General features: G+C 69.3%; 11 protein-coding genes. 4 read left to right on the top strand and 7 right to left on the bottom strand.

Annotation, left to right across the window (positions count from 1 at the left end; translation table 11 throughout):
• Positions 1-11: 11 nt before the first annotated feature.
• On the bottom strand, positions 12-1853 hold the full coding sequence (locus CSW64_RS20430) for a CocE/NonD family hydrolase (RefSeq protein ID WP_099623834.1): 1842 nt from the start codon (positions 1851-1853) through the stop codon (positions 12-14).
• Entirely contained in the window at positions 1853-4045 is a 2193-nt protein-coding gene (locus tag CSW64_RS20435) for a TonB-dependent receptor (protein ID WP_099623835.1), read from the bottom strand. The genes CSW64_RS20430 and CSW64_RS20435 overlap by 1 nt, the downstream gene beginning before the upstream one ends.
• Before the next feature lie 179 nt (positions 4046-4224).
• Between CSW64_RS20435 and CSW64_RS20440 the strand changes: the two genes are divergently transcribed.
• The 4 genes from CSW64_RS20440 (at position 4225) to CSW64_RS20455 (ending at position 10419) form a co-directional block, all read left to right on the top strand.
• The gene (locus CSW64_RS20440) at positions 4225-5472 is read left to right on the top strand and encodes a TetR family transcriptional regulator (RefSeq protein WP_099623836.1); all 1248 of its coding nucleotides are present in this window, start codon (positions 4225-4227) and stop codon (positions 5470-5472) included.
• 322 nt (positions 5473-5794) lie between these two features.
• Entirely contained in the window at positions 5795-8005 is a 2211-nt protein-coding gene (locus tag CSW64_RS20445) for a TonB-dependent receptor (RefSeq protein ID WP_099624372.1), read from the top strand.
• Positions 8006-8074: 69 nt separating this feature from the next.
• Positions 8075-9655: an alkaline phosphatase D family protein gene (locus tag CSW64_RS20450; RefSeq protein WP_099623837.1), complete on the top strand. Its 1581-nt coding sequence runs from the start codon at positions 8075-8077 to the stop codon at positions 9653-9655.
• Positions 9656-9669: 14 nt separating this feature from the next.
• Positions 9670-10419: an acid phosphatase gene (locus CSW64_RS20455; protein WP_099623838.1), complete on the top strand. Its 750-nt coding sequence runs from the start codon at positions 9670-9672 to the stop codon at positions 10417-10419.
• Here CSW64_RS20455 and CSW64_RS20460 read toward each other — a convergent pair.
• From CSW64_RS20460 to CSW64_RS20480, 5 genes are all read right to left on the bottom strand, one after another.
• The gene (locus tag CSW64_RS20460) at positions 10416-12692 is read right to left on the bottom strand and encodes an FdhF/YdeP family oxidoreductase (RefSeq protein ID WP_099623839.1); all 2277 of its coding nucleotides are present in this window, start codon (positions 12690-12692) and stop codon (positions 10416-10418) included. The two genes, CSW64_RS20455 and CSW64_RS20460, sit on opposite strands and share 4 nt — an antisense overlap.
• 93 nt (positions 12693-12785) lie before the next feature.
• Positions 12786-13373, bottom strand: a complete 588-nt coding sequence (mobA, locus tag CSW64_RS20465) for a molybdenum cofactor guanylyltransferase (RefSeq protein ID WP_099623840.1) — start codon at positions 13371-13373, stop codon at positions 12786-12788.
• Positions 13370-14164, bottom strand: coding sequence for a formate dehydrogenase accessory sulfurtransferase FdhD (gene fdhD, locus CSW64_RS20470; RefSeq protein WP_099623841.1), 795 nt, complete (start codon positions 14162-14164; stop codon positions 13370-13372). The genes mobA and fdhD overlap by 4 nt, the downstream gene beginning before the upstream one ends.
• Before the next feature lie 64 nt (positions 14165-14228).
• The gene (locus tag CSW64_RS20475) at positions 14229-14978 is read right to left on the bottom strand and encodes a SapC family protein (RefSeq protein WP_099623842.1); all 750 of its coding nucleotides are present in this window, start codon (positions 14976-14978) and stop codon (positions 14229-14231) included.
• 234 nt (positions 14979-15212) lie between these two features.
• Positions 15213-26690 carry a filamentous haemagglutinin family protein gene (locus tag CSW64_RS20480; protein WP_099623843.1) on the bottom strand — a complete coding sequence of 3826 codons (11478 nt, stop codon included), beginning with the start codon at positions 26688-26690 and terminating at the stop codon, positions 15213-15215.
• Positions 26691-26698: the final 8 nt, after the last annotated feature.

A 26698-nucleotide genomic window follows, 5' to 3' on the forward strand; every position in this document is an offset into this window, starting at 1 on the left:
CCCCGGCGCCGTTAGGGACGCCAAGGTCGCATCGGCACCTCGAAGACGCTGGGCGTCCTGCCGCCGTAGTGGATGTCGAAGCTGGCCGGCCCCTCCAGCGGGTAGCGGCGGAAGGTGTCGGCGTCGTGCCCGGCGATGGCCAGACGCAGCCGATGCCCCTTCCGGATCAGGGCGGCCGTCGGCAACAGAGCGAACTTCACCTCCATCACCTCGCCCGGCTTCACCGGCAGGGCGTCGGCGCGGTTGAAGCTGTGCGGAGCCGGTCCGTGATCGTAGGGCAGGGTCCTCGGGTCGGCGATCTTGCGGCTCACCAGGCGCAGTTGCCCTTCGGTGACGTAGGTCACGCGGCCGTCGGGCGCCACGTCCTCCAGATAGGCGAAGACGGCCGGGTCGCCATGGCTGGCGGCCATGTAGAGCGTCGCCACGGGATAGCCCGCGACCTCCATGTCCCGGGTCATAACCGGACCGTCATAGACGACGAGCTTGCGATCGGCCTCGCGACGATCCGGATAGGCCGGCGGGGCGCCGCCCTGGGTCGACCAGCGGGTCTTGTCGCCGGTGGTGGCGCTATAGTCGATCTCGTAGCGGTCGCTGCCGCGCCGTCCGCCGCCGCCCGCGACCAGACGATGCCCCTGGGCCAGGGACAGGCGTACGGGCTTCACCCCTTCCGGCGGCCAGACGGCCGTCCGCCGGAACACGTCGGCGCCCATCACGTAGTAGTTGATCGTCCGGTCGACCTTGCCGCCGTCCATGATGCGCCGCTTGAACTCGTCGCGGATCTGAATCTGCTGCGCGGCGGTCGGCAGCGGCGTCTTGCGATCAGGCGCGAAGGGATCGCCGCTGACCCGCTGGGAGTGGTTGTTGCCGGTGATCCAGAGCTCGGCCGGCACGTCCGGCGCCGAGCGGAACCGGGCCAGCGCCGCATCGGCCGTGCCGGCGTCGACCCAGGATCCCCAGTACTGCACGGGCTTCTTCTGGGCGCGGATGCCGGCCAGCGCGTTCGCGGGCGACGACCCGAAGATCGTGTAGCCGTTCAACCCCTTGTCGTCCCGGAAGCCCAGATCGCCGGCATAGGACTCCGGCCCCCAGTGCTCGCCCCGACCTGCCAGGGCCTGGCGGAGCAGGGTGAAGTCCTCGTCGCCGTCCACCGGCTGCAGCGTCGGGAACAGTTTGGCGCAGTCCTCGATCCGCTTCTGGCAGTCGAGGTTCTGTCCCTCCCCGTCACGGCCTAGGTCGATCTCGCGCGCGTTCTCGGCCCAGCCGTTGCGGAACCAGTCGTTGGCCACGCCGCCGGGAAAGAAGAGGTTGCGATAGGCGTCGAAGTCGACCTGCAGCGGCACCGCCCCGACCAGGGCGGGCGCCGGCCGGCTGGTCGCCCAGTCCGAGGTGTCGCCGTTGTACGAGCCGCCCGTCGTGATCACCTTGCCGTTCGACCAGGACTGGGCCGCCAGGTGGGCGATGATGTCCTCCATGTCGCGCACCTCCTCCGGACCGATGTCGACGATCCGGGTCCCGAAGGACGAGGTGGTTCCGCGCGTATCGACGATGGCGACCACGTAGCCCTGCTTCATCCAGGGCTTGTACCAGCCGTAGCCGCTGGCCCGGCCGTAGCGGGTCTGGTCGAGCAGGACCGGAAACTTCCCGCCGCCGTTCGGCGCGGCCTTCAAGGCCGGCGGGAAGTAGAGGCTGACGGCCAGCCGCACGCCGTCCCGCATCGGCAGGTAGTAGGACTTGTCGCTCCACCCTTCCGGCTTGGCGGCCGGCGCGGCGGTCTCGGCGGAGACGGCGGCGGCCGGCGCGAAAGCGGCCAGGCAGGCCGAGACCATCAGGATCTGAAACAGTCGGGCACGCATCAGTAGGTCACCTTGAGTTCGATGCCGAAGGTCCGCGGCTCGCCGAGGACAATGAATTTCTGCCCGACCAGATCCTGATCCGACAGGTCGAAGAGGCGCTGGATCCGCGTCTCGTCGGTGAGGTTCTTGCCCCAGAGGGTCACTCGCCAGCGACCGCTCTCCGACTCCAGGCTGGCCCGCAGGTTGAGCAGACCGTAGGGGCTGATCCGACCGTCGGGGTCGTTGTTGTTGGTCAGGTAGGTGCGGCCCCGCGCCTGGTACTCGCCGTAGAGCGATATCTCGCCAAGCCCCTCGACCGGAATGCGGTAGTCCGCCGACAGCATGCCCGTGTAGTCGGGCGCGAACGGCAGGTTGCGCAGCGGCTCGCCGGTCGGCAGGAAGCCGTCGTCGTACTCGGCCTTCTGCAGGGACAGGTTCGCCGCCAGCTCCAGCGCCGGGATCGGCCGCGCGGTCAGCTCGACCTCGATCCCCTGGCTGTGCGCCGCTCCGCCGTTGAGGATGATCGGATCGAACGCCGGCGTGTGCGGGTCGTCCTCAGAGATCTGGATGTTGTCCCACTTCATGTAATAGACGGCCGCGTTCAGCACGACGCGCCGGTCGAACAGGCTGGTCTTCAGGCCGGCCTCGTAGTTCCAGAGCGTTTCCGGGTCGAAGCTGATGCCGTCGGCGTCGCCGAGGGAGTCGTTGAAGCCCCCGCTCTTGAAGCCCTTGCTGACCGTCGCGTAGGCGATGATGTCGGGCGTGAACCGGTAACGGATGTTGGCGTTCGGCGTGAACTCGGCCCAGGAATCGCCGGCGCGAACATCGGCGTCGCCGCCCAGGAGGCCGATCGGATCCTTCTGGACATAGGCGATCGACTTCTTGTCCTTGGTGTAGCGGCCGCCCAGCGTCATCTCGATGCGGTCGGTCGCCTTCCAGGTCGCGCTCGCGAACACCGCCTGGCTGGTGGTGTCGAGCTTGCCGTTCGACCCCGCCAGGACGCCCGCCAGCGACGGCGAGCCGAGATCGGCGGCGAGGTCCGAGCCAATCTCGACGAAGCTCTGATTGTTGCTGTTCTGGCGGAAGTAGTAGAGGCCGACCAGCCAATCGATCGGACCGGTCGTGAAGTCCGCCCGCAGCTCCTCGGACCAGCGCCAAACCTTCTCCGGATCACCGTCGTACAGCATCTTCAGGGGCGACCGGTCGGTGTCGGTGCGGCTGTAGTACTCATGCCGGCGATAGGAGGCGACGTTGGTGATCCCGACCTCGCCGATGCGGGTTCTGAAGGTCGCCGCGACGCCTGAGGCCTCGAGCGTCTCCTGGGTCACCGCGTCCGACTGCACCTTGCGGTCGAACGGGTTGGCGTTGCGCGGCAGGCCCCTGGCGTCGAGCAGCCGGGGCAGGCTGGCGCTGTCGTTGTACTTCAAGGTCTCGAAGACCAGGGGCTGGTTGTCCGCCTCCTGATGATCGGCGGTCAGCAGCAGGCTGGTGTCGGGGTTGATGTCGAACAGCAGCTGGCCGCGCACCGACCAACCGTTGCGATCATTGACGTCGCGCTTCAGCAGGACGTTGTCCTCGAAACCGCTCCGCGACTCCTTGATCACCGCCAGCTTGCCGGACACGACGCCCGGCAGGATGGCCCCGGACACCGAACCGGCGATCCGACGGCTGTCATAGTTGCCGATCTGGACTTCGCCCGAAGCTTCGAGCGCTTCGCTCGGCCGCTTGGTGGTGATGCTGACCACGCCGCCGATGGTGTTGCGGCCGTAGAGCGTGCCCTGCGGCCCGCGCAGAACCTCGACCCGTTCGATGTCGTAGAGCTCGAGGTTGGCGCCGGCGCCCTGGCCGACGAACACCTCGTCGACGTAGTAGCCCACGGCCGGGTCAGCCCCCGCCGATCCGGCCCCGCCGACGACGCCTCGAAGCGCGGTCGGCGACAGCTTCATGTCGCCGTACTCGCCGTACTGGAGGCCGGGCGTGCGCCGCGCCAAGTCGGCGACATTTTCCACGCCCGCGCGCTCCATCGACTCCGCGGTCATCGCCGTGATCGAGATCGGCGCGTCCTGCAGGCTCTCGGCCCGCTTCCGCGCCGTGACCACGATCTCGCCGACCGTCGTCTCCGCCTGCGTCGGCGCCTCCTGGGCTCTCGCCTCTCCGTGCGCCGTGACCGTCGCCAGCATGATGCCGGCGCTCGCCAGCCATTGTGATCGCATCCCTTCCCCGCCTTATTTTTGAATTTGAGGCCAATCTCAATATTGAGACCATCTAGCCTCTTGGATGTCAATTGCGTCGCGCTGACCGCCGGGGTTTCCGACGGTTGCGACCTCGATCCGCCCGGTTGGGGAGCGACGCCCCTCGACATCGGCCGGCGAGGCCGCCATGCAAACCCGACATGACCGAGACGGACACATCGCGCGCCGCCGAAGCGACCCGCGTCATCAACGCCGCGATGACCCTCGTCGCCGAGTCGGGCCTTCGCGGACTGACGCTGCGCGACCTCGCCCAGGCGGTGGGCAAGAGCACGACCGTCATCGTGAACCTCTTCGGCGCCAAGGCGGGCGTGGTTGAGGCGATGGCCAACGCGGCCTACGATCTGGACGAAGCCTACCATCGCGATTTCGCGGCGGAGGCCGGCGACGTCGCCTTCGGCCGGGACGCCCTGTTCGCCCTTGTCGGCCGCTACCTGCGGGATCGGGCTCTACCCTCCGCCGCCTTCGCGCGGGTCCGGCAGGAAATGCTGGCCGCCAGCACATCCTATGACTTTGCGGCGTCGTTGCTGGTCCGCTGGGAAACGATGCGGCGGGCGACCTGGACGCACATCCTCGCCCACACGCCCAGGCTCGAGGCCTATGGCGACGTCCTCGCGACCTATCTGATCGTCGAGGAGTTCTACGCCGGAGCCCTGGCCGAGCGCGCCGAGTACGAGATGATCGCGGCCGAGGGCCTTGGCGGACTGATCGACCACATGTTCGGCCGCCTCGACGATCCGACGCCGGCCACCGATCGGTACGTGGATCGGTTCGTGATCCCCGGCGCGCCCGGAGACCTGCTCGAACCCGGCTCGATGAAGCTGAAACTGCTGGAGGCGGCCGCCGATCAGATCCTCGCGGAGGGCGTCTCTGCAGTCACCAACCGGTCGGTCAGCGGGGCCGTCGGCACCTCCACCTCGACGATCGCCTATCACTGGTCCGACATGCGGGCGTTCGTCACCGACGCCCTCTGGCACGCCGTGTTCCGCGGCATGCCGCGCTATCTCGACCATCGGCGCCCGTCCGGCGACGCCCGCCCGGACGACGCGCGCTGGACCGAACTGATGTTGCTCACACTGCAACCCGACGGGCCCGGCGGCCGCGGCTTCTATGTGAACTACGCCAGGCTGATCGCCGGCATCTGCCTCGAAGCGCGGCGCAATCCGGGGTTTCGCGAGCTGGCCATGATGCTGCGCGGACCGGAGGGCGGCGGCACCTACGTCAACCGCGACGACCTTTGGCCCACGCACTTCGACCTCACGCGGCGCGCCGCCACGCGGTTTGCGCTGTGGATCAAGGGCGAAGCCCTGGCCGCGGCGGCGACCGGTCGCGCGCCGTCCCCCGCACGACTCAAACAGGCCGCAGCCCTGCTGGTGTCCGAGCGCTCGTAACACGCCGAACGAGTGTTATTTCGACCTCACCGATCGCCGATCTCGATACTGACAACAACACGTCAATCAACCGTCACCAAAGCATTACAACGGGCGCCTAAAGCCACCCTCGATGTCGAACAGACGTTTTTCTTGAGGCAGTGAAGCGGCGATCAGGTCGATCTCCCCACTTCTATGCTTGCTCCTCCGCCGCTTCGGAGAAACGCCTGTTCGCCATCCCCGCCCGCCAGCGAGGGCGCGGCCGCTCGTGTCGCGATCCAGCTCTTCAACAGTCCGGCCCGCGCGGAGGGGCGTCCGCGCGCGCCAATCGATGGATCGAACCATGAATCGTCTTCTTCTCGGCGCCTCGGGCGTCGCCCTCATGCTGGCGACGGCCGCGCCAGCCCTGGCCCAGGCCCCCGTCGAGGACGTCACGGTGGTGCAGGACATCGTGGTCACGGCCCAACGCCGCGAACAGGCGAGCCAGGACGTGGGCCTGGCCTTGAGCGTCATCGGCGGCGCCGAGCTCGACGAAAAGGGCGTCGAGGTCATCAACGACATCGAGAACGTCGTCCCGAACATGGAGGTCGACAGCCAGTTCGGCGGCGGCCAGCCCCAGTTCCGCATCCGCGGCATCGGCGCCCGCGAGTACAGCAGCAACAACGCCTCGACCGTGGGCATCTACGTCGACGAGGTCGCGCACCCCTATACGATCACCACCCAGGGCGCGATGTTCGACATCGCCCGCCTGGAAGTGCTGCGCGGACCGCAGGGCACGCTCTACGGCCGCAACACCACCGGCGGCGCGGTGAACATCATCACCAACGCCCCCACCGAGGAGCTTCGCGGCGGCGTCAGCGCCGAGTACGGCTCCTACGACCGCCTCAAGGTCGAGGGCTACATCTCGGGCCAGATCACGCCGGGCCTGAAAGGCCGCCTCGCCATCGTCACCGAACAGGGCGGCGCCTGGCAGTACCATCGCGACACCGGCGAGGAGCTCGGCGACAAGGACAAGAGCGCCGTCCGCGGCCGGCTGACGATCGAGCCGTCGGAAGACATCACCATCGACCTCGCGGCGACCTACCAGGTCGACAAGTCGGACGGCCTCGGCTTCCGGCTCAAGGGTCCCTACCCTGTGTTCGGCGGCGCCATCACCTACCCGGCGGACACGGCCTGGCGCATCACCGGCTGGCAGATCTCGCCGGAACTGGCCGCGGTCTCGGGCCGGTCGCTCCGCGCCAAGCCGGGCCGCGACAACGAGGGCGCCGATCTCAGCGCCCGCGTCCGGGCCGACCTCGGCTGGGCGGAGCTGCACTCGATCACCGCCTACCAGAGCTTCAAACGGTCCGAGTACAACGACTGGGACGGCACGCGCTTCAACGAGTCCGACGTCTATTTCTACAACAACATCGACGCCCTCTCGCAGGAGCTGCGCCTGTCCTCGACCGGCGAGGGCCGCCTGAACTGGATGGTCGGCGCCTACTACGCCAACGAGACCAATGACGGCGGCTTCTACACCCAGTTCCGCGGCGCCGACCGCACCCTGATCAACACGCCCTACCAGCAGAAGGTCGAGGCGGTGGGGCTCTTCACCCACAACACCTTCCAGCTGACCGACCGTCTGAACCTGGTGGCCGGTCTGCGCTACGAAAAGGAGGAGCGGAGCCTGACCTCGTCCGGCACCCGCCGGATCAACGTGCCGGAAGGCCCGCGGAAAACCTACGAGACCGACCTGTCGGAGTTCAGCGGCCGCCTCGGCGTCGAGTTTGACCTGAGCGACCGCGCCATGGTCTACGCCAGCGTCGCCCGCGGCGTGAAGTCGGGCGGCTTCACCACCTACAACGCCACCTCGGCCACCCCCTTCCGGCCCGAGATCGTCATCGCCTACGAGGTCGGCCTGAAGTCGGACCTGTTCGACAATCGCCTGCGGCTGAACGGCGCCCTGTTCTTCTACGACTACACCGACCAGCAGGTGCAGGGCCTGGAGTACGACCGCCTGGCCGGCCGCCTGGGCAAGATCACCAACGTCCCCAAGTCGGAGATCTACGGCGGCGAGATCGAGCTGGTCTGGCGCCCGATCGACGGCCTGACCATCAGCCAGAACTTCGGCTACAAGAAAGGCAAGTACACGGAGTACTTCGCCATCGACGGCGCGGCGACCGACGCGGCCAACCCGGTCGACGGTCCGTGGGACAAGATCATCACCAACGACCGCTCGGGCGAGCCGCTGCAGTTCCCGAAGTTCAACTACGGCGGCTCGGTCGCCTACGACTGGCAGATGCTGGGCTGGGATTGGCGGGCCGAGACCAACTACAACCAGCGCGACGCGATCTACAACGCCGCCTCCAGCTCGGTTCTGCCCGGCTACTGGCTGTGGAACGCCAACTTCACCGTCAACCCCACCGACGCCCAATGGCGCGCCACGCTGTGGGCCCGGAACCTCTTCGACACCTACTACGAGGAGACCCGCAACGGCTTCAACGGCTCGGCCCGTCCGACCGCCTCGCCGAGCCCGGGCCGGACCGTCGGCGTGCGCCTGGCCGTCGACTTCTAGGCCGGCCTTCTCTTCTTGTTCCAGCGGGGTCGGCGAAGGCCGGCCCCGCATCATTTCCGAGACACGCCTATGAGCACCGCCGCCCCCCGCCTCAATCGCCGCGCCCTGCTGGGCGGGCTGATCGCCGCGCCGGCGGTGCTGCGCTTCGGCCAGGCCTGGGCGGCGGGCGGCGCCTATGTCTTCCCGCTCGGCGTGGCCAGCGGCGATCCGTCGCCCGACGGCTTCGTGCTCTGGACGCGGCTGGCGATCAATCCGATCGCAGCGGACGGCCTGGGCGGCATGGGCGGGCCGGTTCCTGTGAGATGGGACGTCTCCGCCGACGAGGCCTTCAACCGCATCGTCGCCTCTGGCGAGGTCACGGCCGACGCCGCCGCGGCGCACAGCGTCCATGTCGAAGTCGCGGGCCTGAAGCCGGGCCGCCCGTACTGGTATCGCTTCACGGCCATGGGCCAGCGGAGCCCCGTCGGCCGCGCGCTCACGACGCCCGCCCCCAACGCCGGCGTCGACCGTCTGCGCCTGGCCGTCGCCTCCTGCTCCAACTGGGAGTCCGGCTATTTCAGCGCCTATGGCCACATGGCCGACGAGACCCCGGACCTGACGCTGTTCCTGGGCGACTACATCTACGAATACACGCGCGGTCCCGACCGGGCCCATCAGGTGGTCCGTCCATACGGGCTCGAGGAAGCGACCACCCTGGCGGGCTACCGCAACCGCTACGCCCTGCACCGCACGGACGCCGATCTGCAGCGTCTGCACGCCGCGGCCCCCTGTCTCGCGGTCTGGGACGACCACGAGGTGCACGACGACTACTCCGGCGTCTGGTCGAAGACGCCGGGCGTATCGCCGACCGATTTCCTGCGCCGCCGAGCCGCCGGCTACCAGGCGTTCTACGAGGCGATGCCGATCCGCCGCACGCAGCTGGACGCCCGGATGCAGATGCCGATCTATCGCCGCATCCGCTACGGCCGGCTGGCCGAGTTCTTCATGCTCGACGGCCGGCAGTATCGCTCGAAACAGGCCTGCAGCGACGGGCCGAACGGCGGCAAGGGCCAGATCGTCACCGACATCGCCTGCCCGGACCGGACAGACCCCTCGCGAACCTTCCTGGGCTTCGAGCAGGAGCGTTGGCTTTATGACGGCCTGGCCCGCGCCGACGCGCGCTGGACCATCCTGGGTCAGGACCTGGTCATGGCTGGGCTGAGGTTCGGCGACGGAGGGCCCGAGACCCGCTACTGGACCGATACCTGGGACGGATATCCGGTCGCCCGCGATCGCCTGACCCGGGCGCTGGCGACACTGAAGCCGCGCAACCCCGTGGTGCTCGCCGGCGACTACCACTCCTTCTGGACCAACGACGTGAAGCTGGACAGCGGCGACCCCGCCTCTCCCACGGTGGCGACCGAGTTCGTCGGCACCTCGATCTCGTCGAGCGGGCCGAGCTACGAGGGGATCATGTCGGCGATGCCGAACAACCCGCAGATCAAGTTCTTCGACAGCCGGGTGCGCGGCTACATGTCGATGGAGATCACGCCGGGCCGGATGACGACCCGCTACCAGACGATCAGCGACGTGAAGGACCCGAAGGCGACGCTCGCCACGCTGAACACCTGGGTCGTCGAGGACGGCCGCCCTGGCGCGCAAGCCGCCTGATCGGAGACCGAGTCGTGCTCAAGCTTATCAACGCCGGCGTCGCCGGCGCTCTTCTCGTCGGCCTGGCCGCCTGCGCGACGACGCCCGCCCCCGTCTTCTGGCAGGGTTTCCGCGACCACCCGCATGGCTATCTGAGGAAGGAGGGCGCGCCGGACGCCTCCGCCTTCCTGCCGCCGCCGCCCGAGGCCGGCTCCCTGCGCCAGCAGGCGGATGTCGAGACCTATCGGACGACCCGCAAGCTGGAGGGCGGCGATCGATGGCGGCAGGCCGCCGCCGATAACGAGATCGAGACGCCGTCGGCACCGCGGGTGTTCGACGACGCGCTGGGCGTCCGCTTCGATCCGGTCAAGACGCCAACGCTGGCGCTGCTGCTCGGTCGGATGCTCGGCGACCTGGAGACCATCCAGACGCCCGCCAAGAAGGGATACTTCCGCCCCCGGCCGTTCGTGGCCGAGCCGGCGACGACCTGCATCACGCCCGAGCCCTGGCTGGGCAGGAGCGGCTCCTATCCTTCGGGCCATGCGGCCATGGGCTGGGCCTGGGCGCTGGTCCTGGCCGAACTGGCTCCCGACCGCGCCGACGCCATCCTGGTGCGGGGAATCGCCTACGGTGAAAGCCGGGTCGTCTGCGGCGTGCACTACGCCAGCGACGTCGAAGCCGGCCGCCTGGTCGGCGCGGCCATGGTCGCGCGCCTCAAGGCCGACCCAGCCTTCCAGACCGACTTCAAGCGCGCCCGAGAGGAGCTGCGCAGGCTGCGGGACTAGGCGCCGCTCGACGCGACCACGCGGACCGGGATCGACTTGGCCGCCGGGGTGCCGCTGATCCGATCATAGTAGTCCAGAGGCAGCAGCGGGTTCAGTTCCGGGTAGTAGCCGGCGATCGAGCCGCGCGACATCGGGTAGTCCAGCGCCGTCAGCCCCTCGACCCGGCGCTCGACGCCGTCCGAGGAGATCGTCTCCAGCGCGATGGCCGAGCCGGACTCCAGCCCGCGATCGGCCAGGTCCTGGGCGTTCATGAACACCACCATCCGGTCGTTGTAGACCCCGCGATAACGGTCGTTGTAGCTGTAGATGGTGGTGTTGAACTGGTCGTGCGACCGCACTGTCGCCAGGCGCAGCATGGCCGGATCGGCGACCGGGTCGTTGGCCGCCAGACCCGGCAGGACCAGGAAGTTGGCCTTGCCGTTGGGCGTGTTCCACACTCGCCGGCGCGGCGGCACGTCCAGGTGGAAGCCCTTGTCGACGGTGATCCGGTTGCGGAAGTCGGCGTAGATCGCGGGATAGACCTCGCCGATCTTGTCGCGGATCAGGCCGTAGTCCTCGACGTAGCTTTCCCACGGGATGTGGCTGTCGGGCAGGGTCGCGCGCGCCATGCGGCAGACGATCTCCACCTCGGGCAGCAGATCGGGCCCCGCCGGTTCGAGCACCCCGCGCGAGGCCGTGACGTTCGACATCGAGTCCTCGATCGTGACGAACTGCTCGCCCGCCGAGGTGCGGATCCATTCCGAACGCGCCACCACCGGCAGGATCAAGGCCTCGCGGCCGTGGACCAGATGGCTGCGGTTCAGCTTGGTGGCGATGCCCACCGACAGGCCGACGGTGCGCATGGCGTCATAGGCCCGCGGCGTGTCGGACATGGCGCGGATGAAGTTGCCGCCCAGGCCGATGAACACCTTCACCTCGCCGCGCCGCATCGCCTCGACGGTCTCGACCGCATGGTGGCCGAAGGCGCGCGGCGGCTCGAAACCGAAAACCTCCCGCACCCGGTCCAGGTAAGCCGGCGTCGGCTTCTCGTCGATGCCGACGGTGCGATCGCCCTGGACGTTCGAATGGCCGCGGATCGGCGAGATGCCGGCGCCGGGCCGCCCGAAGTTGCCCTTCAGGAACAACAGATTGGCGATCTGCTGCACCAGGCGGGAGCCCTGCTGGTGCTGGGTGATCCCCATCCCGTAGCAGATCATCGTCGCCCTCGAGCGGATGTAGATCTCCGCGCAGCGGCGGATCTGGGCCTCCTCCAGACCCGAGGCCTCGACGATGTCGGCCCAGTTCTGATCTTCGACTTCAGCGCGGACAGCCTCCATCCCGACGGTGTGCTCGGCGATGAAGGCATGGTCGATGACCGTCTCGCCCGCGGCCTCACGTTCGAAGATGACCTTCATGATCCCCTTCAGGAAGGCCAGGTCCCCGCCGATCCGGATATGGACGAACTCGCTGGTGATCTCCGTCGAGCCGAACGTCGCCATCTGGACGACGTCCTGCGGCTCGGTGAACTTCATCAGCGCCCGCTCGGGCATCGGATTGACCGCCACGATCGGCACGCCGCGTTTCCGCGCCTCGACCAGGTTGGTCATCATGCGCGGCGAGTTGGTGCCGGTGTTCTGGCCGATGATGAAGATGGCCTCGGCGTGCTCGAAATCCTCGAGGACCACCGTCCCCTTGCCGACGCCGATGACCGGCTGCAGGCCCCGGCTGGTCGGCTCATGGCACATGTTCGAGCAGTCCGGGAAGTTGTTGGTCCCGAACTGCCGCACGAAGATCGAATAGAGGAAGGCGGCCTCGTTCGGCGTCCGGCCGGAGGTGTAGAACTCCGCCTGGTCAGGGTGGTCCAGCGCTCGCAGATGATCGCCGATCGTCCTGAAAGCGTCGTCCCAGCTGATCGGGACGTAGTGGTCGGAGGCCGCGTCATAGCGCATGGGCTCGGTCAGGCGCCCCTGCATCTCCAGCCAGTAGTCCGACTGCTCCATCAACGCGGACACCGAGTGCTCGGCGAAGAAGTCGCGGGTCACCCGGAACTTGGTCGCCTCGTGCGCCAGCGCCTTCACGCCGTTCTCGCAGAACTCCAGCGTCTTCTTGCAGTCCGCGTCGGGGAAGGCGCAGCTGGAGCATTTGAAGCCGCCCGGCTGGTTCATCGACAACAGGGCGCGCGAGCCTTTGGTGACGACGCTCTGCTCCATCAGCACCTTGGCGGTGGCCGCCGCGGCGCCCCAGCCGCCGGCCGGGTGGTGGTATGGGCGATAGCGTGGAATGTCGTCGGCCATGCCGCCTACTCCAGGGGGCGCGATCCCGCCGCGCCCGAACAGCTCACGCCAAAGCGAGCGCCTCCGCAAGACGTGACGGGCGTCGTCCTGGTGCTAACGCCGAAGCGGCTCCGGCAGATCCGACGGCGCGTTGACATTGACGCCGTCGTAGCCGTCGACCGGCGTAGCGCCGAGCGACGCCAGAAGGTCGCGAACCGACGGGTGCCGCCCCTCGGCCAGCTCCCGCTCCAGAAGCGCCAACCCGTCCTCCACCGGCCAGACGGCCAGCAGAGGCTCCCAGCCCGCGGGAGAGCAGGCGATCACGGCCCGGGCGCCCCCGCCCTCGAAGGCGGCGACCAATCTCCTGACTCCGACCGCGTCGATGGCGAGCCCGTCGCAGGGCGCCGTCGCCAACCCCTCCGCGCCTTGAGCCGCCGCCCATTCCAGCCCGGCCCGGATTCCCGCGAGCGGCCCCTCGGGATCTCCCGGTCGATCGTACAGTCTCGGGAGGCCCAGCTTCGCCGCGTGGGCCGCGGCTCCGCTGTCAGGCCGCGCCGAGACGGCGGCGACGGCGCAGGCCGCCCGTAGCGCCCGCAGGGGCGTGTCCATCATCAGCTCGCCGCCGGCCAGCGGAAACACGGCCTTCTCGGTCCCGAACCGCGTGGAGCGCCCACCCGCCAGCAGCAGACCGGCGACCGTCATCCCAGCAGCCTTTCGGGGTAGGTGAAGACCTCGAAGCCGTCGCTGCGCGCGACCGCCGCCAGGGTCACGCCCGCCGCCCGCGCCGTGCGGACCGCCAGCGCCGTCGGCGCCGAGACCGCACAGAGGATCGCGGCCCCGATGGCGGCGGTTTTCTGCACCATCTCCACCGAAACGCGGCTGGTCAGCAGCACCACACCCTCGCGCCGCTCGCCGGCCAAGGCGAGCGTCCCGGCCAGCTTGTCGAGCGCGTTGTGGCGGCCCACGTCTTCGCGAACCGAGACGAGGCCGGCGCCCGGGACCCAGAAGCCGGCGGCGTGGGCGGCGCGAGTCTCCCGCCCCAGCGACTGCGCGCCCGGCAGCAGGGCCATGGCGTCGAGCAACGCCCGCGGCGCGACGGACAGCCTCCCCTCAACTTTCCGCGGCGCATGCAGCGCCTCGGCGAGGCTCTCGATCCCGCAGAGACCGCACCCCGTCGGCCCGGCCATCCGTCGGCGCCGGGCGGCCAGCTGTGTCGACCGATCGGGCGTCAACCAGATCCGCGCCTCGAACCCCAGGTCGGTTTCGACGACCTCCACATCCTTGATCTGACGCACGTCGTCGACCACGCCCTCGGTCAGGCTGAAGCCGACGGCCAGATCCTCCAGGTCGCGCGGCGTGGCCATCAGAACGGCGGTGGTCGAGGCGTCGTGAACGATGGCGACGGCGCATTCCTCGGCCAGAAACCGTTCGCCCCCTTCGACGCCGTCTTCTGTCCAGCGGCTACGCGGAAAGCCTGCGGCCCACTCGGTCATGCGCGGCCTTCTCTGCGACGATCAGCGCCCCAGTCAAACTGCCGAAGACCTTCGGCGTCAACCGCTACGCCGCGCCCTGCAAGGCCAGGAGATCGGTGAAGCGATCGAGCGAGGCGAGGTGGAAATGGGCCAGGCCCAGCCAGCCGCGCTGGTGCCAGTCGACGACGACCTCCGCCGGCAAGGCGCCGAAGCGCTCCGGGTCGATCACCTGGAACCCCTCGACGCCGAACCGACGGCCGTCCGGCAGGACGGCCTCGGCGCGCCGATCGACCAGCAGGCCTTGGGCCGCGACGGCGGCGCAGAAGGCGGAGGTCGCGGCCGCCTCGCCCTGGAAGGCGTCGCAGAACTTCAGCGCCTCCCGGGTCAGCGGACCGGGCTCGCCATCGGCGAACAGCGGCTCGCCCTCCTCGCCGCCCCGAACGACGGCGTCGCTCGCCGCGTCGATGGCCAGAGCGTAGCGATCGGGCTCCGAGGTCGCCATGAAGCCGAACGGATAGCGGCGGACATAGGCCGGCACATAGGCCTGTGGCGTCCAGACGCCGTCCGTGACGAACAGATTGCGCGGCTCCAGGCCCAGGAGCGCCACCGGCGACGGCGTACCGGCGGTGAACAGGACCGGATACCAGCGCGAAGCCCGGGCGAACTCCGCCACGACGATCGGCACGACATGGGTCGCCGCCGCGAAGCCGAGATCACCCGACTTCAGCCGCCAGTCCGCATGGAGACGCGACGATAGCGCCTCGGGCTCGCGATAGAAGAGCGGCGACGGCGTCCCGTTGTCGAGGCTGTCGACGGCAGGGTCTTGAACGGACATGGAAGGGCCCTCGTGGAGGCGGCGCCGCGGCGCGTAAAACCTGTGCTTCGTGGGGCGAACCCCTCTCCTCCCGCGAGGGAGGAGAGGGCTTTCGGACCGGGCTCCTGAGGCAAGCCCGGCCGCGCCGGACCGCGGCGCATCCGAAGCAGCCGGGACGGCGCGAGGGGAAAAGTGTGCGCCGCCCCGACTGTCGCCTTGGCTCCGGCCGGTGAGACGCGGACCGGAGCCGAGTTCCTATTTCTTCTTCTGGCGGTCCTCGCCGGGCTCCTCGCCGAACGAGACGACGGAGCCGGTCAGGATGGTCTGGGTCACGGTGCGCAGCTTTTCGACCTCGGCGCTCATGTCGAAGGCCTTCTCCAGCGCGTCGTCCTCGGCCGACTGGGCGAAGTTCTCCAGGTTGATCGGCCCCAGTTCGGCCTTCTCGGTGTTGAGCTCGACATTGGTCACGCCGCCGACCGTGATGTTGTCCAGTCCGCGGATCTCCAAGGCCCCGACGAACAGGTCGCGCGAGGCCCGGATGCCCGCGTCGCCGGCGTTGACGATGCCGTTGAACGCATAGAGGTCGACGTCCCCGCCCGGCGTGCCGTCCACCCGGTTGAGGGTGGCGATGCCGGCGCCGTTCGGCAGGCCCGAACGGACCATCCGGGTGACCGCGTTGTTGTCGACCGGATAGACCACGGGCGGGATCGACAGCGAGGTCTTGCGCCCCTTGCCGGCGTCGATGTTGCCGAACGACGACCAGATCAGGATGTCCCCGTCGTCCGCCGTCATGGTCCGGCTCTGGTTGACGATGTAGTCGCCGTAGGTCAGCGCGTTGATGTTGCCGCGATCCTGGCTGAGCACGCCGGAGGCTGCCGGGTCGGTGTTGCTGACGCTGAGGCTGGCCAGCTGCACCAGGCCGCCGGGAACCAGCAGCTCGATGTCGCCGCCGCCGTCGGCCCGCACCTGGCTGTTGCTCATGATCAGGTCGCCGAACCAGCGCGCCTCGCCGGCCTCCTTGGCTTCGCCCGGTTTCCGCTGGGCGCCCGGGAACAGCTTGCCGACGGCCGCATAGCCGCGGGACGGGTCGCCCGACCGGGTGTTGGACGGGTCGGTGTCCCGCGAATGGCCCACCGCCTCGCGGCCCGCCGTCTTGATCTCGGCGAACAGGATGCGGGTGGCCAGGCCCTGCTTCTTGGCCGGATCGAGGTCGGCCAGCCAGGCGACGGCGGCGTCGTAGTCGGCCTTGCTGATCTTCGAGATCAACGCGCCGCGCGCGATCGGCTTGCCCTTGTCGTCCTCGAGGCTGATCGGCGGCCGGCCGTGCATCTCGTTCCAGTAGTTGACCAGGTCGACCGCATAGACGGTCACCTCGGTCCGGCCGTCGGCCAGCACGGTGGCGTGGGGCGTGCCCAGGCCGATCGCGTCGAAGGTGTAGTACTCGCTGAGATAGCTCGGCCGGGTCGAGAGGTCGCCGCCGTTCAGATAGTACTCGAAGAAGGGGTCATAGTTCGGCGCCTGGTCGATGCCGGCCAGGACCGAGATGTCGACCCCCTTGTCCTTGGTGAAGCCGGCGGTCTCGGCCTCCTCGATCGCCCGGATGCCCCTGCCCGCCGTCGAGCCCATGTAGATCTCGTCACCGGCCTGCACCCACATCCGCCCTTCACCGTAGGCCCGGATGTCGGGCAGGTAGATCGAGCCTCCGGCCTGGACCGTCGAGACGTCGTCCGGATCCTGGTTCAGGAACTCCATGCCGCTCAGGCGGATGTCGTCCCCCGCCTTGATGCGGGTCTCGTAGCCGAAGATGAAGTTGCCGGAGCCAAACTGTTCCGGATGCCCCGGATACCGGGGCCGCTGCGGGTCGGAACCAGCGGCGGTGTAGATGTCGCCGTCGATGGCGTAGATGCGCGCGTACTCCGACCGCCCTTCGAACGGGTTGTCCGAGCCCGGCAGTCGGCCGTAGCCGGCGCCGCCCGCGCCCCATGTCCGATCGAACCGGTACATCTGGTTGACCGGGTAGGGATTGGTCGCCCGCGCCACGTCGGCCGGATCGCCCCAGCCCAGGGCGAACGACGGCGCGTCATAGCCGTGCAGGTCCTGGCTCTGGCCGGTCTGGTAGAGATTCCAGAACGCGACGTCCTTCCGGGCCAGAACGTCGAACCGCCCGCCCGGATGGCTATCGACCGTGATCAGGCTCGGCTGTTCCTGCCAGTCGCCGAAAATCACCGAACCGCTGATCGAGACCAGCCGCGTCCGCGCCGGCAGGATGTCGCCCGCCGCGTGGGAGACGCCGAGCGCCGCCTGGAAGTGCACGTCGCCGCCGGAAGAGATCACCTCGAAGCTCGTGTTCTGCCCGTAGCCCAGCCAGCTGGAGCCATTGTAGTCCCAGTTGGCGTCGCTGCTGGAGCGCACGCCGGCGAAGCGGGCGTCGCCGCCGGTCGTGATCCGCATTCGGGCGTCGTCGATCACGAGCAGGGTGGAGCCCTGCGCGCGGCGATCACGGACGAAACCGCCCAGGGACGGGTTGTGGTGGAAGGGGTTCTCGATGTCGGGCTTGTCGGTCCGGTCCATCCGCCCGTCGACGTCGATCGTCGCCGTCCCCTTGGACACCCAGTAGGAGCCGCCCAGCAGATCGCCGCCGACCTGCATCTCCAGGTCCCCGCCGCCCAGGACATGGACGACCTTAGCCTCGCCGGCCGTCCGGCCGCCGGACACCCGGGTGGTCGTCGGCAGCGCGACCGCCAGGTTGTCGACGTTGCCGCCGGCCCGGATGGCGACATCGCCGCCGCCCAGGGCGCCGACGCCCTGCAGGAAGGTGTCGGGCGTGATCCAGAAGGCCGTCTGCTGATAGAGGCCGCCCATGTCGGTCGAGAACGGCGCGTCGATGCGTCCGGTCAGGTCGACCTGCTGCATCGCGCCGCGCTTGCCGTACCAGGTCTGATCCTTGATCGCATCGCCCGCGCCGGTGATGGCGCCGCCGACCGCGATGGTGATGTCGCCGCCCTTCTCCAGGTACGAGGTGGGGCGATAGTGGGTGACGGGATCGCCGTTGTCGTCTCGGGTCGTATACCGGCTCGCGTCCTCGAAGCCCTCGATCGCCGCCGCCTCGCGCCCTGCCGTATAGAGCGCGCCCTCGACATACTGGACAGTGAAGCGGTTCTTGCTCTCGCTCTGGTCATAGTCGCCGAAGACCCGGTTGCCGCGCTCGACCGTGGTCGCGCCGTAACCCATGATCCCTTCGAAGCTGATCCGGCCCAGCTCGTCGGCGACCACGCTGTAGCGTCCGGTCGGATCCGGCTCCGACGCAGTGTAGGTGCGTAGCGTTCCGTCGGGATAGACGATCGAGACGACGCGGCTGCGCGGGTCCAGCCCGACCGTGATCTCGACCTTGTAGGCGTCCACCGGCTTGTAGGTCAGGTCGCCCGAGGCGGCGACGTTGATGTCGCCGGTGCCGGTCCGGACCAGGGCGTTGATCAGGATATCTCCCTCGCCCGTGGCCGAGGAGCGTGTGGCCAGGACGTTGGTCTGGCTGAAGTCCGCGCCCGCCACGAGATTGTAGGTCCAGGACGCGTCGTTGGTCAGCGGCGTCGCCGTCCGCGTCGGGTCGGTCATGGGCTTGGCCGGCAACGGCCTGGCCGACAGGAAGCCATCGGACAGGTTGGCGTTCAACGCCAGATCGCCGCCGGCCCGCAGGGTCAAGGTCCCCGGCTGACCGCCGAAGCGGGCTGAAGCCAGGTTCCAGTCGTTCACCAGCGTCAGGTCGCCGCCCGAGCGGATTTCCACGCCCGGCGTGATGCGGAACGCGGAGCCGTCGTTCTGTCCCAGTCGCGTACGGATGGCCGCGATGTTGGCGTCGGCCATGAAGGCCGCGGCCTGGGCGATCACCTGGCCCTGCAGCCCGGTGTCGATGACATGGTCGCCGGCGCCCAGGTCGGTGACCTTGTAGGCCTCCAGAACCGTCGCCCCGCCCTGGACGATGGCGCCGTAGCGATCAACCGCCACGTCGCCCCCTATCTGGCGGGCCCGCAGGCGGACCTCGCCGGCTTCGCCCTTGCCCAGCCCCGTGACGCGCAGAGTCGCCTGGCCCACGTCGAGCGCCCCATTGTCGCCGACCTGCAGCGAGATCGTCCCGCCACGCTGGTCGCCGGTCCCCTTGGCGCTGGCGTCGAGCAGGGCGCCGTCCCTGACGATCAGGTCTCCGCCCGACGCGATGACGATCTTGCCGCCCTTGTCGCGCGTCGTGATCACCTTGGCCGCGCCGTCGATGACGATCGAACCGGCGCCGGTCGAAAGTTCGAAGTCGTCGACCCGCGTCTCGCCCGTGAGGTTCACGTCGCCGGCGACCACGGCGAACCGCCGCGAACGCGAGAAGCCGCTGGCGTTGAGCTTGCCGTTCAGCGCTCCGAAGTCCGTCAGGGTCGAGGTCTGCAGCGTGAAACGGCCGCCTTTGCCCCTGACGCCGGGCTGAGCCTTGAGCGTCCCGTCGAGCACCGCGACGCCCCGCCCCGCGGAGATGACGAGGTCTCCGGCGTCGCCCGTCGGACCGCCCGACAGGTCGAGAACCGCGCCCGAGGCGAGCCGGACGTCGCCGCTCTCGGAGGTCAGGCCGATGCCGCCCGCCCCCAGATACTCCGTGACCTCGTAGAACTTGATGGCCGAGCCGGACACGTCGATCCGCGCCCTGTCGCCGACCGTCACGTCGCCGGTCGTGGCCGTGGCCCGGAACACGCCTGACGACAACTTCACCGGCAGATCGATGCTGACCGAGCGTCCCTTCAGGTCCAGGGTCGCGCCGGCCGTCTCCAGCGCCGCGAGGGTCGCCGGAGCCGCCTGCGAGACCAGGGTCACGTCGCCGGCCGCGACCACCCCGTGAGAGGCGCCGCTCGCCGCGCCGACCTCGGTCGCGGTGATCGACAGTCGCCCCGGCAGCGTAAGCTTGCCGACGTCGGTGAACAGGACCCGCCCCTTGGCGTCGACCGAGACATTGGTGAAGCCGAGCCCGACCTGCCCCTTGGCGAAGGTCACGTTGTCGGCGGCCAGCGACAGTCCGCCGCCGGCGCCGACGGGCGTCCAGCCCGGCGCATTGGTGTTGGAGAGCACCAGGGTCTTGGCCTTGAACGTGCTGCTGCTCTGGCCGTCGACGTTCACGAAGCCGCCGCCGTCGAGCACCAGATTGTTGCCCGTGGCCAGGGTGACGCCGCCATGGATGTCGAAGGTGCTGAAGCTGCGCAAGCGAAGCGTCTGGGCGCTGGCCAGGGCCGCGAAGGCCGAGTTGGTCAGGACCAGCCCGTTCTCGGCCGCCGGGGCGTCCCCGAAGCTGATCCGGCCGGCGGCGGCCTCGACCACGCCGGCCTTGAGGATCGCGCCGGGCGCCAGCGTCGTGTTGTGGGTGGCGTTGACGGCCACGGCGTCGGCGGCTTCCAGCCGCGCGCCGCTCTCCAGGATCACGTCGCCGCGGTCGGTCTTGGCGTTGGTCCGGGTGATCGAGACGTCGCCCAGATTCGAGACCCGCACGAAGGCGCCGCGGTCCTCGGCCTCGAAGGTCTTGGGCGGCCAGGCCACCTTATGCGCCGGCAGCTCCGGCCGGATGATGACGTTCTCGGCCTGGGCGCCGTCGCCGACCGCCCGGACCACCGAGCCGCGCTCGAACAGGATCGAGTGGGTGGAGGCGAACAGGATCTCCGGCCCGGTCAGGGCGTCGGCCTCGCCGTTGCGGACCACGATACGCTCGGCGCCGGCCGTGCCGCCGACCGGCGCGCCGGTGTTGTCGCGCGCCTCATAGCCGGTGACGATTTCCAGACCCGCGGCGCCCTGGCGACGCACGCCGCCGATCAGCAGGCTCTCGGCGACGCCCGACAGCTGCTTGGGATCGAGCCGCAGATAGCCCGCGCCCAGGTCGCTGATATCGGTGCCGGCCGAGGCGATGACGATCCTGTCCCCGGCGATGTCGAGCAAACCGCCGCGATCCTTCGCGGTCGCCCCCGCGGCTGAGAAGGTTCCGTTCAGCAGCAGGCTGTTGCGAGCCGCGATGGTCATGAAGCCGCCGTCGACCGGCAGGCGCGGGTCGGCGTTGAACACGCCGCCGGACCGTTCCAATCCCGTCAGGAAACGCTCGCTCGAGAAGAAGCCGTTGCCGCTGGTTTCGATGAACTCGGAGCGGTCGCGGACCGCCGACCCCGGCATCACCTGGAAGGTGGTGAAGGCCTGATCGGCGAAGGCGACGCCCTGTTCCGCGGCCTGGTGGCCGGTCAGGACGAAGCTGCCGTCTCCGGTCTGGCGCGGGGCCGAGGACGAAGCGCCATCGGCCGCCACGGTGATGCGATAGGCGCCCGGCGTCAGGGCGTACTCCGCCGGAAGCAGGGTGTAGTAGCCGGCGGGATGGCCGTCGAAGGCCGGCAGCCAGACCACGTCGCCGACGGCCAGCTGCTCTCTCGGCTTGGTCGACGGCGGCTGACCGAGGGAGACGTCCGAGCCGAAGGCCGGTGAAATCGCGAAGACGCCGTCGCCGGCCAGGATGTTGGCCGCGCCCTTCGGTCCCTGGACGAACTCCAGGCCCAGCACGTCGCCGCCGCCGCGGGCGTCGATGAGCGCGCCCTTCCTCAAGTCGACGTCGTCGCCGTTGATGACGATGCGCTTCTCAGGCGGCGTGGCGAGCAGGACGTCCTGCTCGCTGTCCGGCGTGGGGCCGTACCAGTTGGAGCCGTCGACTGTACGGCCGTACAGGATCGTGCGGCCGTCGGCGGAGACCGTCGTCACGCTGCCCGGCAGGAAGTTGACCACGCGGCCATCGAACTGGATCGTTCCGAACGGCGCCGCAAGAACCCCGCCTTGGTTGATGGTCGGGGCCTTGATCACCAGCCGGCCGCCGGCCGACAGCGGGGCGGCCCCGCCCAGACCCGTGCCCTCGAAGGTCACGCTGGTGTCGGAGAAGATGCCCAGCGCCGTGCCGGTGTGGGGGTAGACCTGGCCCGCGCGGATGATCAGTTCGCCCGGCGCATAGATGCTCGAGAACAGCTTGCCCTCGGGTCCGTTGAAGACCTTGCTGCCGCCGGACAGCGATCGCTTGGCCTCCAGCGTCACCTTGCTGAAGCCGTCGAAGGTGGCGCTGGACACGTTGATCGTTTGGGCCAGCGCCCTGAACTCGCCGCCGCTGGCGCCGCCGCGCGAGGGGGTGACCCCGCCGGGCGCGCCGTTGCTGAGGCCGAGATTGAGGATCGGTGCCTCCAGCGTGACGTCGGCGTTCGGCGCCCAGACCGAGCTGATGCTGAGCGAGCGCTTCGCTTTCAGGACCAGGTCGCTGTCGACGCGGACATTGCCGTCGACGGTCACGGCGTCGAACCCGGCGGCGGCCTCCAGCGGCGCCTTGCCGACATGGAAGGTCGTGCCCGGCGCGATCCGGCCGAAGGTTTCCTGGTAGCTCGTCCAGCCGAAGGTCTCGACCAGCACCTTGACCGCGTTGAGATAGCCCTTCTCGCTTCCCTGAAGTTCGTAGCCGGCGGGGACGGCCGGTTTGAAGCCGTCGATCGCCGGCGCCGTCCCGGGGGCCTCCAGCGTCGGATCGAGCGCGAGATACCCGTTGGGATCGACGGAGAGCGCCGGCCCCAACGCCGCGGTCAGGAACGCGCGCAAGGCGACCGGATCGTTGATCGGAACCGGCTCGACGTCCTCCGGCGCGTAGCCGAGCCAGGCGACGGCGAGATCGCGCAGATTCTCGAAGCCGGAGGTCTCCGGGGCGTTCGCTATGATCTGGTCGATGACGCCCTGGATCGTCGCCCGGCTCGGCGCCTCCCCGTTGGAGCCGCCGGCCAGAGTCAGCACGCCCGCCCGTCCGGCGACGCTGTTGAACCCGATCCCGGCCGCGCCGCGCAGGTCGCCGAGCAGATAGCCCGAGCGCGCGTCGACCGAGATCTTGCCGGCGTCGCCGCCGATCAAACGGTCGACCCGGACCACGCCGAGACGCGACGGCGCGTTGATGGTCAGCATCCCGGCGACGCCGGAAACGTCCAGGCGCGCGCCCTTCTCGACGACCACCTGGCCGCCGCCGACCGAGATATCCCCGCCGGAATGGATGGCGCCGTCTATCCAGGTCTGCCCTGGCGCGCCGCCCGGCGTCTGGCGGGTGACGGCCTCGCCCCGCGCGTCGAGGAAGGCGGTCGAGCGGATGCGCAGGGCGCCGGTCCCCGCCGAACTGACCCCGATCGCGCCGCTGAGAGCGGTCAGATCGCCGGCGATATCGGCGAAGGCCCCGCTCAGCGAGAGCGAGCCGTTGGTGGACACCTTGATCGACGCCGCCTCGTCCATGACGAGATTGCCCGCCGAACCCAGTCCGAAGCTCACGCCGCTGCGTTCATGAGCCGGCGGGACGATGGCCTTGGTCACCAGCGACAGATCGGCGCCGCTGGCGATCTGACCCGCGGGGCGATCGAGGACGAGAACCTGCTGCGCGAGGTCCAGGCGCGTCCCGGCGCGGATATTGATATCGGCGCCGACGGTCACAGCCGCGACCTGCCCGCGCGCCGGGGTCCCTTCGGGACGGCCGGCGTTGTAGGCCGCCGCCTCCTGGTTGGCGGCCAGGATCGCCGCATAACCCTGGGCCGTGATCACCTGACCAGGCTGCACCAGGTAGCGCGCCGGGTCGTTGGGCTCGGTGGAGTTGGGGTTCAGAACGCCCTGCCACGACACTCGGCCGACGACGCTCTCCGCCAGCGACAGGGTCAGGACGCCCCCGCTGAGGTTCAGGCCGCCCAGACCCCAGCCGTTGAGCCTGGCGTTCGACAGGTAGAGGACGCCGCCCGGCGCCGCGCCGCCATCGGGACCGATGACGATGTCGCCCATGTCGGCGAGGGTCAGCGAGCCCGCGCCGCCGAGACCGGCCAGCTTGACGCCGGCGCGGTCGAGGAACTGGACCGCGCCCTGGTCCGTCGGACGTCCCAGCGCGATGGCGCCGCCCTTGCCTTCGACCAGGCTGAAAGATCCGGGTCCGGACGATGTGGCCGGCGACGTCCGCTTCCACCAACCGCCGCCCGAGGCGTCGAGGGTCACCTTGCCGTCCAGCCGCGCGCCGTACAGATCGATTGCGCCGCCGTCGGCGAAGCCGCCGTAGCGCCCACCGCTGTCCAGGTCGTTGGTCCACTGGCCGGCGACGGAGATCACCGCGCCGTCGCCGACGCTGGCGCCCAGGATCGAGATCTTGCCGCCAGCCGCCTGGAGCAGGACGTTCTTGCCGATGATCGCCGGCGTGGCGCTGAGCGTCAGCGTTCCGCCCGGCGCCACCGACAGCTTCGCGCCGTCCAGGATGCTGAGATTGTAGGCCCTGGCGTCGCTCTTGTTCTGGATGTTCAGGACCTGGACGCCCGTGGCGAAGTCCTGGTCGATGAAGCTGAACGCCGCGGCGCGGCCGCGCTCGAAACCGGAGGGCAGCTGGGCGCCGGGCTTGAGCATCGCCTCCAGCGTCTCGCCGGCATAGCCCTGATCCACTAGCGCCTGACGCAGCTCGACGGGCCGGCCGTCATAGACCACCCAGCCGGGCGCCAGCAGCACTTGCCGGGCGTCGTTGCCGACGCCGATCATCACCTGGCTGTAGCCGCCCTCGGCGAGCTTGCCGTTCAGACCCAGCTTGCTCGGGTCGAGCGTCACCTGGCCGCCGTTCACGGTCATCGTCACCGGCCCCTGGCCGGGCGTCACGAACACCTGGTCGAAGAAGTACTCGCCCAAGGACTCCGAAGAGGTGCCGAGCGCGACAGTCCCGCCCTTCGGCAGGCGGGTGGAGACGGGAACCTCGACGGCGCCGGCCGGGGTCGCCGGCCTGGCGCCCTTGACGCCGGCCGCCATTTGCCGCTGGCCGACCACGGTGTCGCTCACCACTCGCCCGAACAGCTTCTGGGACGAGGACAGGATCTCAAGCCGTCCGGCGTCGCCGCCTTCGACATAACCCTCGTCGTAGCGCTTGCTGGTCGAGAGGCCTTTGTACTTCACGCTGGCGTCGGCCGTGGCGATGTCGGACACCCGGCCGTCGGCCGCGGTCAGCTGCGTGACGTCGATGTAGCCGCCGGCGTACTCGGCGCTACCGCCCGAGATGTCGATCTTGGCGCCCTTCTCGATCTGGACGGTGCTGAGCGCGCGGATCTCGACCTCGCCGCCGTTGATCGAGCGGTCTTCGGCCGTCAGGTTCTGGTTGGCGAGCGCGCCCGTCCAGTCGACGATCGAGGAACCCTGGCGGGTGTCGACCTTGACCTTCTTGCCGTAGAGGATGCCGTCGCGCTGGACCGGCGAGCCGGCCAGTTCGTTGGCCCGGATCTCGACCTCGACGATGTTGTCCGACACGTCGCGCTTGACGCCGTCGAGACCGGATACGTCGATCAGCGCGCCCGACTTCATCACGAAGGCGCCAGGTTTCCCCTTGTCCGAGCCCATGAAGTCGCCGCTCACCATCCCGGTGTAGTTGGCGTCGATGGTGACCAGGCCGCTGTTGGCCCGCAGGACGGCGTTCTCGTCCATCAGCACCTTGCGGCCGGTGACCGCGATGCGCGAGCGCTTGAAGCCGGTGAAGGTCTCCATCGCCGGACTCGCGTCGTCGCCCGTCTCGGGCGTCACCTGGGTCACGCTGCCCTTGCCGAAGGTGACGTCGCCGCCGACGCGATCGGGCGCGTTCGAGTAGATGAGTTCGGCGTCGTCGAAGCCGAATCCCGCCCGCAGCAGGATCGCGCCGGTCCTCTGGCGGACCCCGGTCGTGGCCTGGACCACGCCGAGCTGGTCGACCGCCGCGCCCTGCATCACGATCGAGCCGCGGGTCGAGGTGATGGTTCCCTCATTGACGACCCGCAGACCGATCTGGGCGGCCCGCTCGAGCTGGTAGGCCTCCCAGGCCGCCTCGTTGCGGTAGCGGCCGAAGGTCGTGCGCTGGGCGGAGTTGAAGCCGTAGACGCCGCGCAGGAAGCCGTAGTTGAAGTTCTCGCCGGCCACGCTGCTCATCAGCGAGAAGTCCTCGCCGGCCAGCATCACGATCTGGCCGTCCGTGACGCTGATATCGCCGCGGTTGATGACGTTCACGCCCAGGAAGATGGCGCTGCTGGTCACCGCCGGGTCGGTCGACTTGAAGGTGAGCTTGGCGCCCTTGTCGATGACGATGTCGCCCTTGGCCTCCTCGAGCAGGCCCGGGACGTTGCCCCAGTTGTAGCCGCTGGCCCGCATGCGCGCGTCCAGCAGGCCGCCCGGATTGAGCACCGAATCCGGCATCACCGTCGTGGTCACCAGCATCGACTGGGTGTTGACCCGGGCCGTGCCCTTGAAGACCACGCCGTTGGTGTTGGCCAGCCAGACCTGGCCCTTGGCGGTGATCTTGCCGGCGATCTGAGACGGGTTGGCGTTGAAGATGCGGTTCAGGGCGATCCAGTCGGCCCCGCCCTGGTCGAAGATCACCTCCTCGGTCGCGCCGACGTCGAACCGGGACCAGTCGAGCAGCGCCGCCTTCTGTTCCTGCTTGATGGTCATCACCAGGCCGTTGTTGGTCTGGGCGACGGTCGGCAGGCGGGCGCCGGTCCAGCGGCCGCCGGGCAGGATCTGCGTTCCCGGCAGCGTCTGGGCCGCATCCTGGGCGGAGGCTCCGCGCAGGCCCAGCACGCCCGAAGCGGCGAGGCTGACCAGGCTGACCGAGGCGATCAGGGCGACGCGGGACGACGCCCTGGCGAAGCGGACGAGGACGGGCTTGGGGGCGACGGAACGGCGGCGGGCCATGATGGAAG

Source organism: Caulobacter mirabilis (assembly GCF_002749615.1).
GTDB classification, from domain to species: domain Bacteria; phylum Pseudomonadota; class Alphaproteobacteria; order Caulobacterales; family Caulobacteraceae; genus Caulobacter; species Caulobacter mirabilis.

Excerpts from the sequence above, each read along its gene's own strand:
- CSW64_RS20450 (WP_099623837.1), top strand. The coding sequence starts at position 8,075 with ATGAGCACCGCCGCCCCCCGCCTCAATCGCCGCGCCCTGCTGGGCGGG.
- CSW64_RS20475 (WP_099623842.1), bottom strand. The coding sequence starts at position 14,978 with ATGTCCGTTCAAGACCCTGCCGTCGACAGCCTCGACAACGGGACGCCG.
- CSW64_RS20440 (WP_099623836.1), top strand. The coding sequence starts at position 4,225 with ATGACCGAGACGGACACATCGCGCGCCGCCGAAGCGACCCGCGTCATC.
- CSW64_RS20460 (WP_099623839.1), bottom strand. The coding sequence starts at position 12,692 with ATGGCCGACGACATTCCACGCTATCGCCCATACCACCACCCGGCCGGC.
- mobA (WP_099623840.1), bottom strand. The coding sequence starts at position 13,373 with ATGACGGTCGCCGGTCTGCTGCTGGCGGGTGGGCGCTCCACGCGGTTC.
- CSW64_RS20445 (WP_099624372.1), top strand. The coding sequence starts at position 5,795 with ATGAATCGTCTTCTTCTCGGCGCCTCGGGCGTCGCCCTCATGCTGGCG.
- CSW64_RS20480 (WP_099623843.1), bottom strand. The coding sequence starts at position 26,690 with ATGGCCCGCCGCCGTTCCGTCGCCCCCAAGCCCGTCCTCGTCCGCTTC.
- fdhD (WP_099623841.1), bottom strand. The coding sequence starts at position 14,164 with ATGACCGAGTGGGCCGCAGGCTTTCCGCGTAGCCGCTGGACAGAAGAC.
- CSW64_RS20430 (WP_099623834.1), bottom strand. The coding sequence starts at position 1,853 with ATGCGTGCCCGACTGTTTCAGATCCTGATGGTCTCGGCCTGCCTGGCC.
- CSW64_RS20435 (WP_099623835.1), bottom strand. The coding sequence starts at position 4,045 with ATGCGATCACAATGGCTGGCGAGCGCCGGCATCATGCTGGCGACGGTC.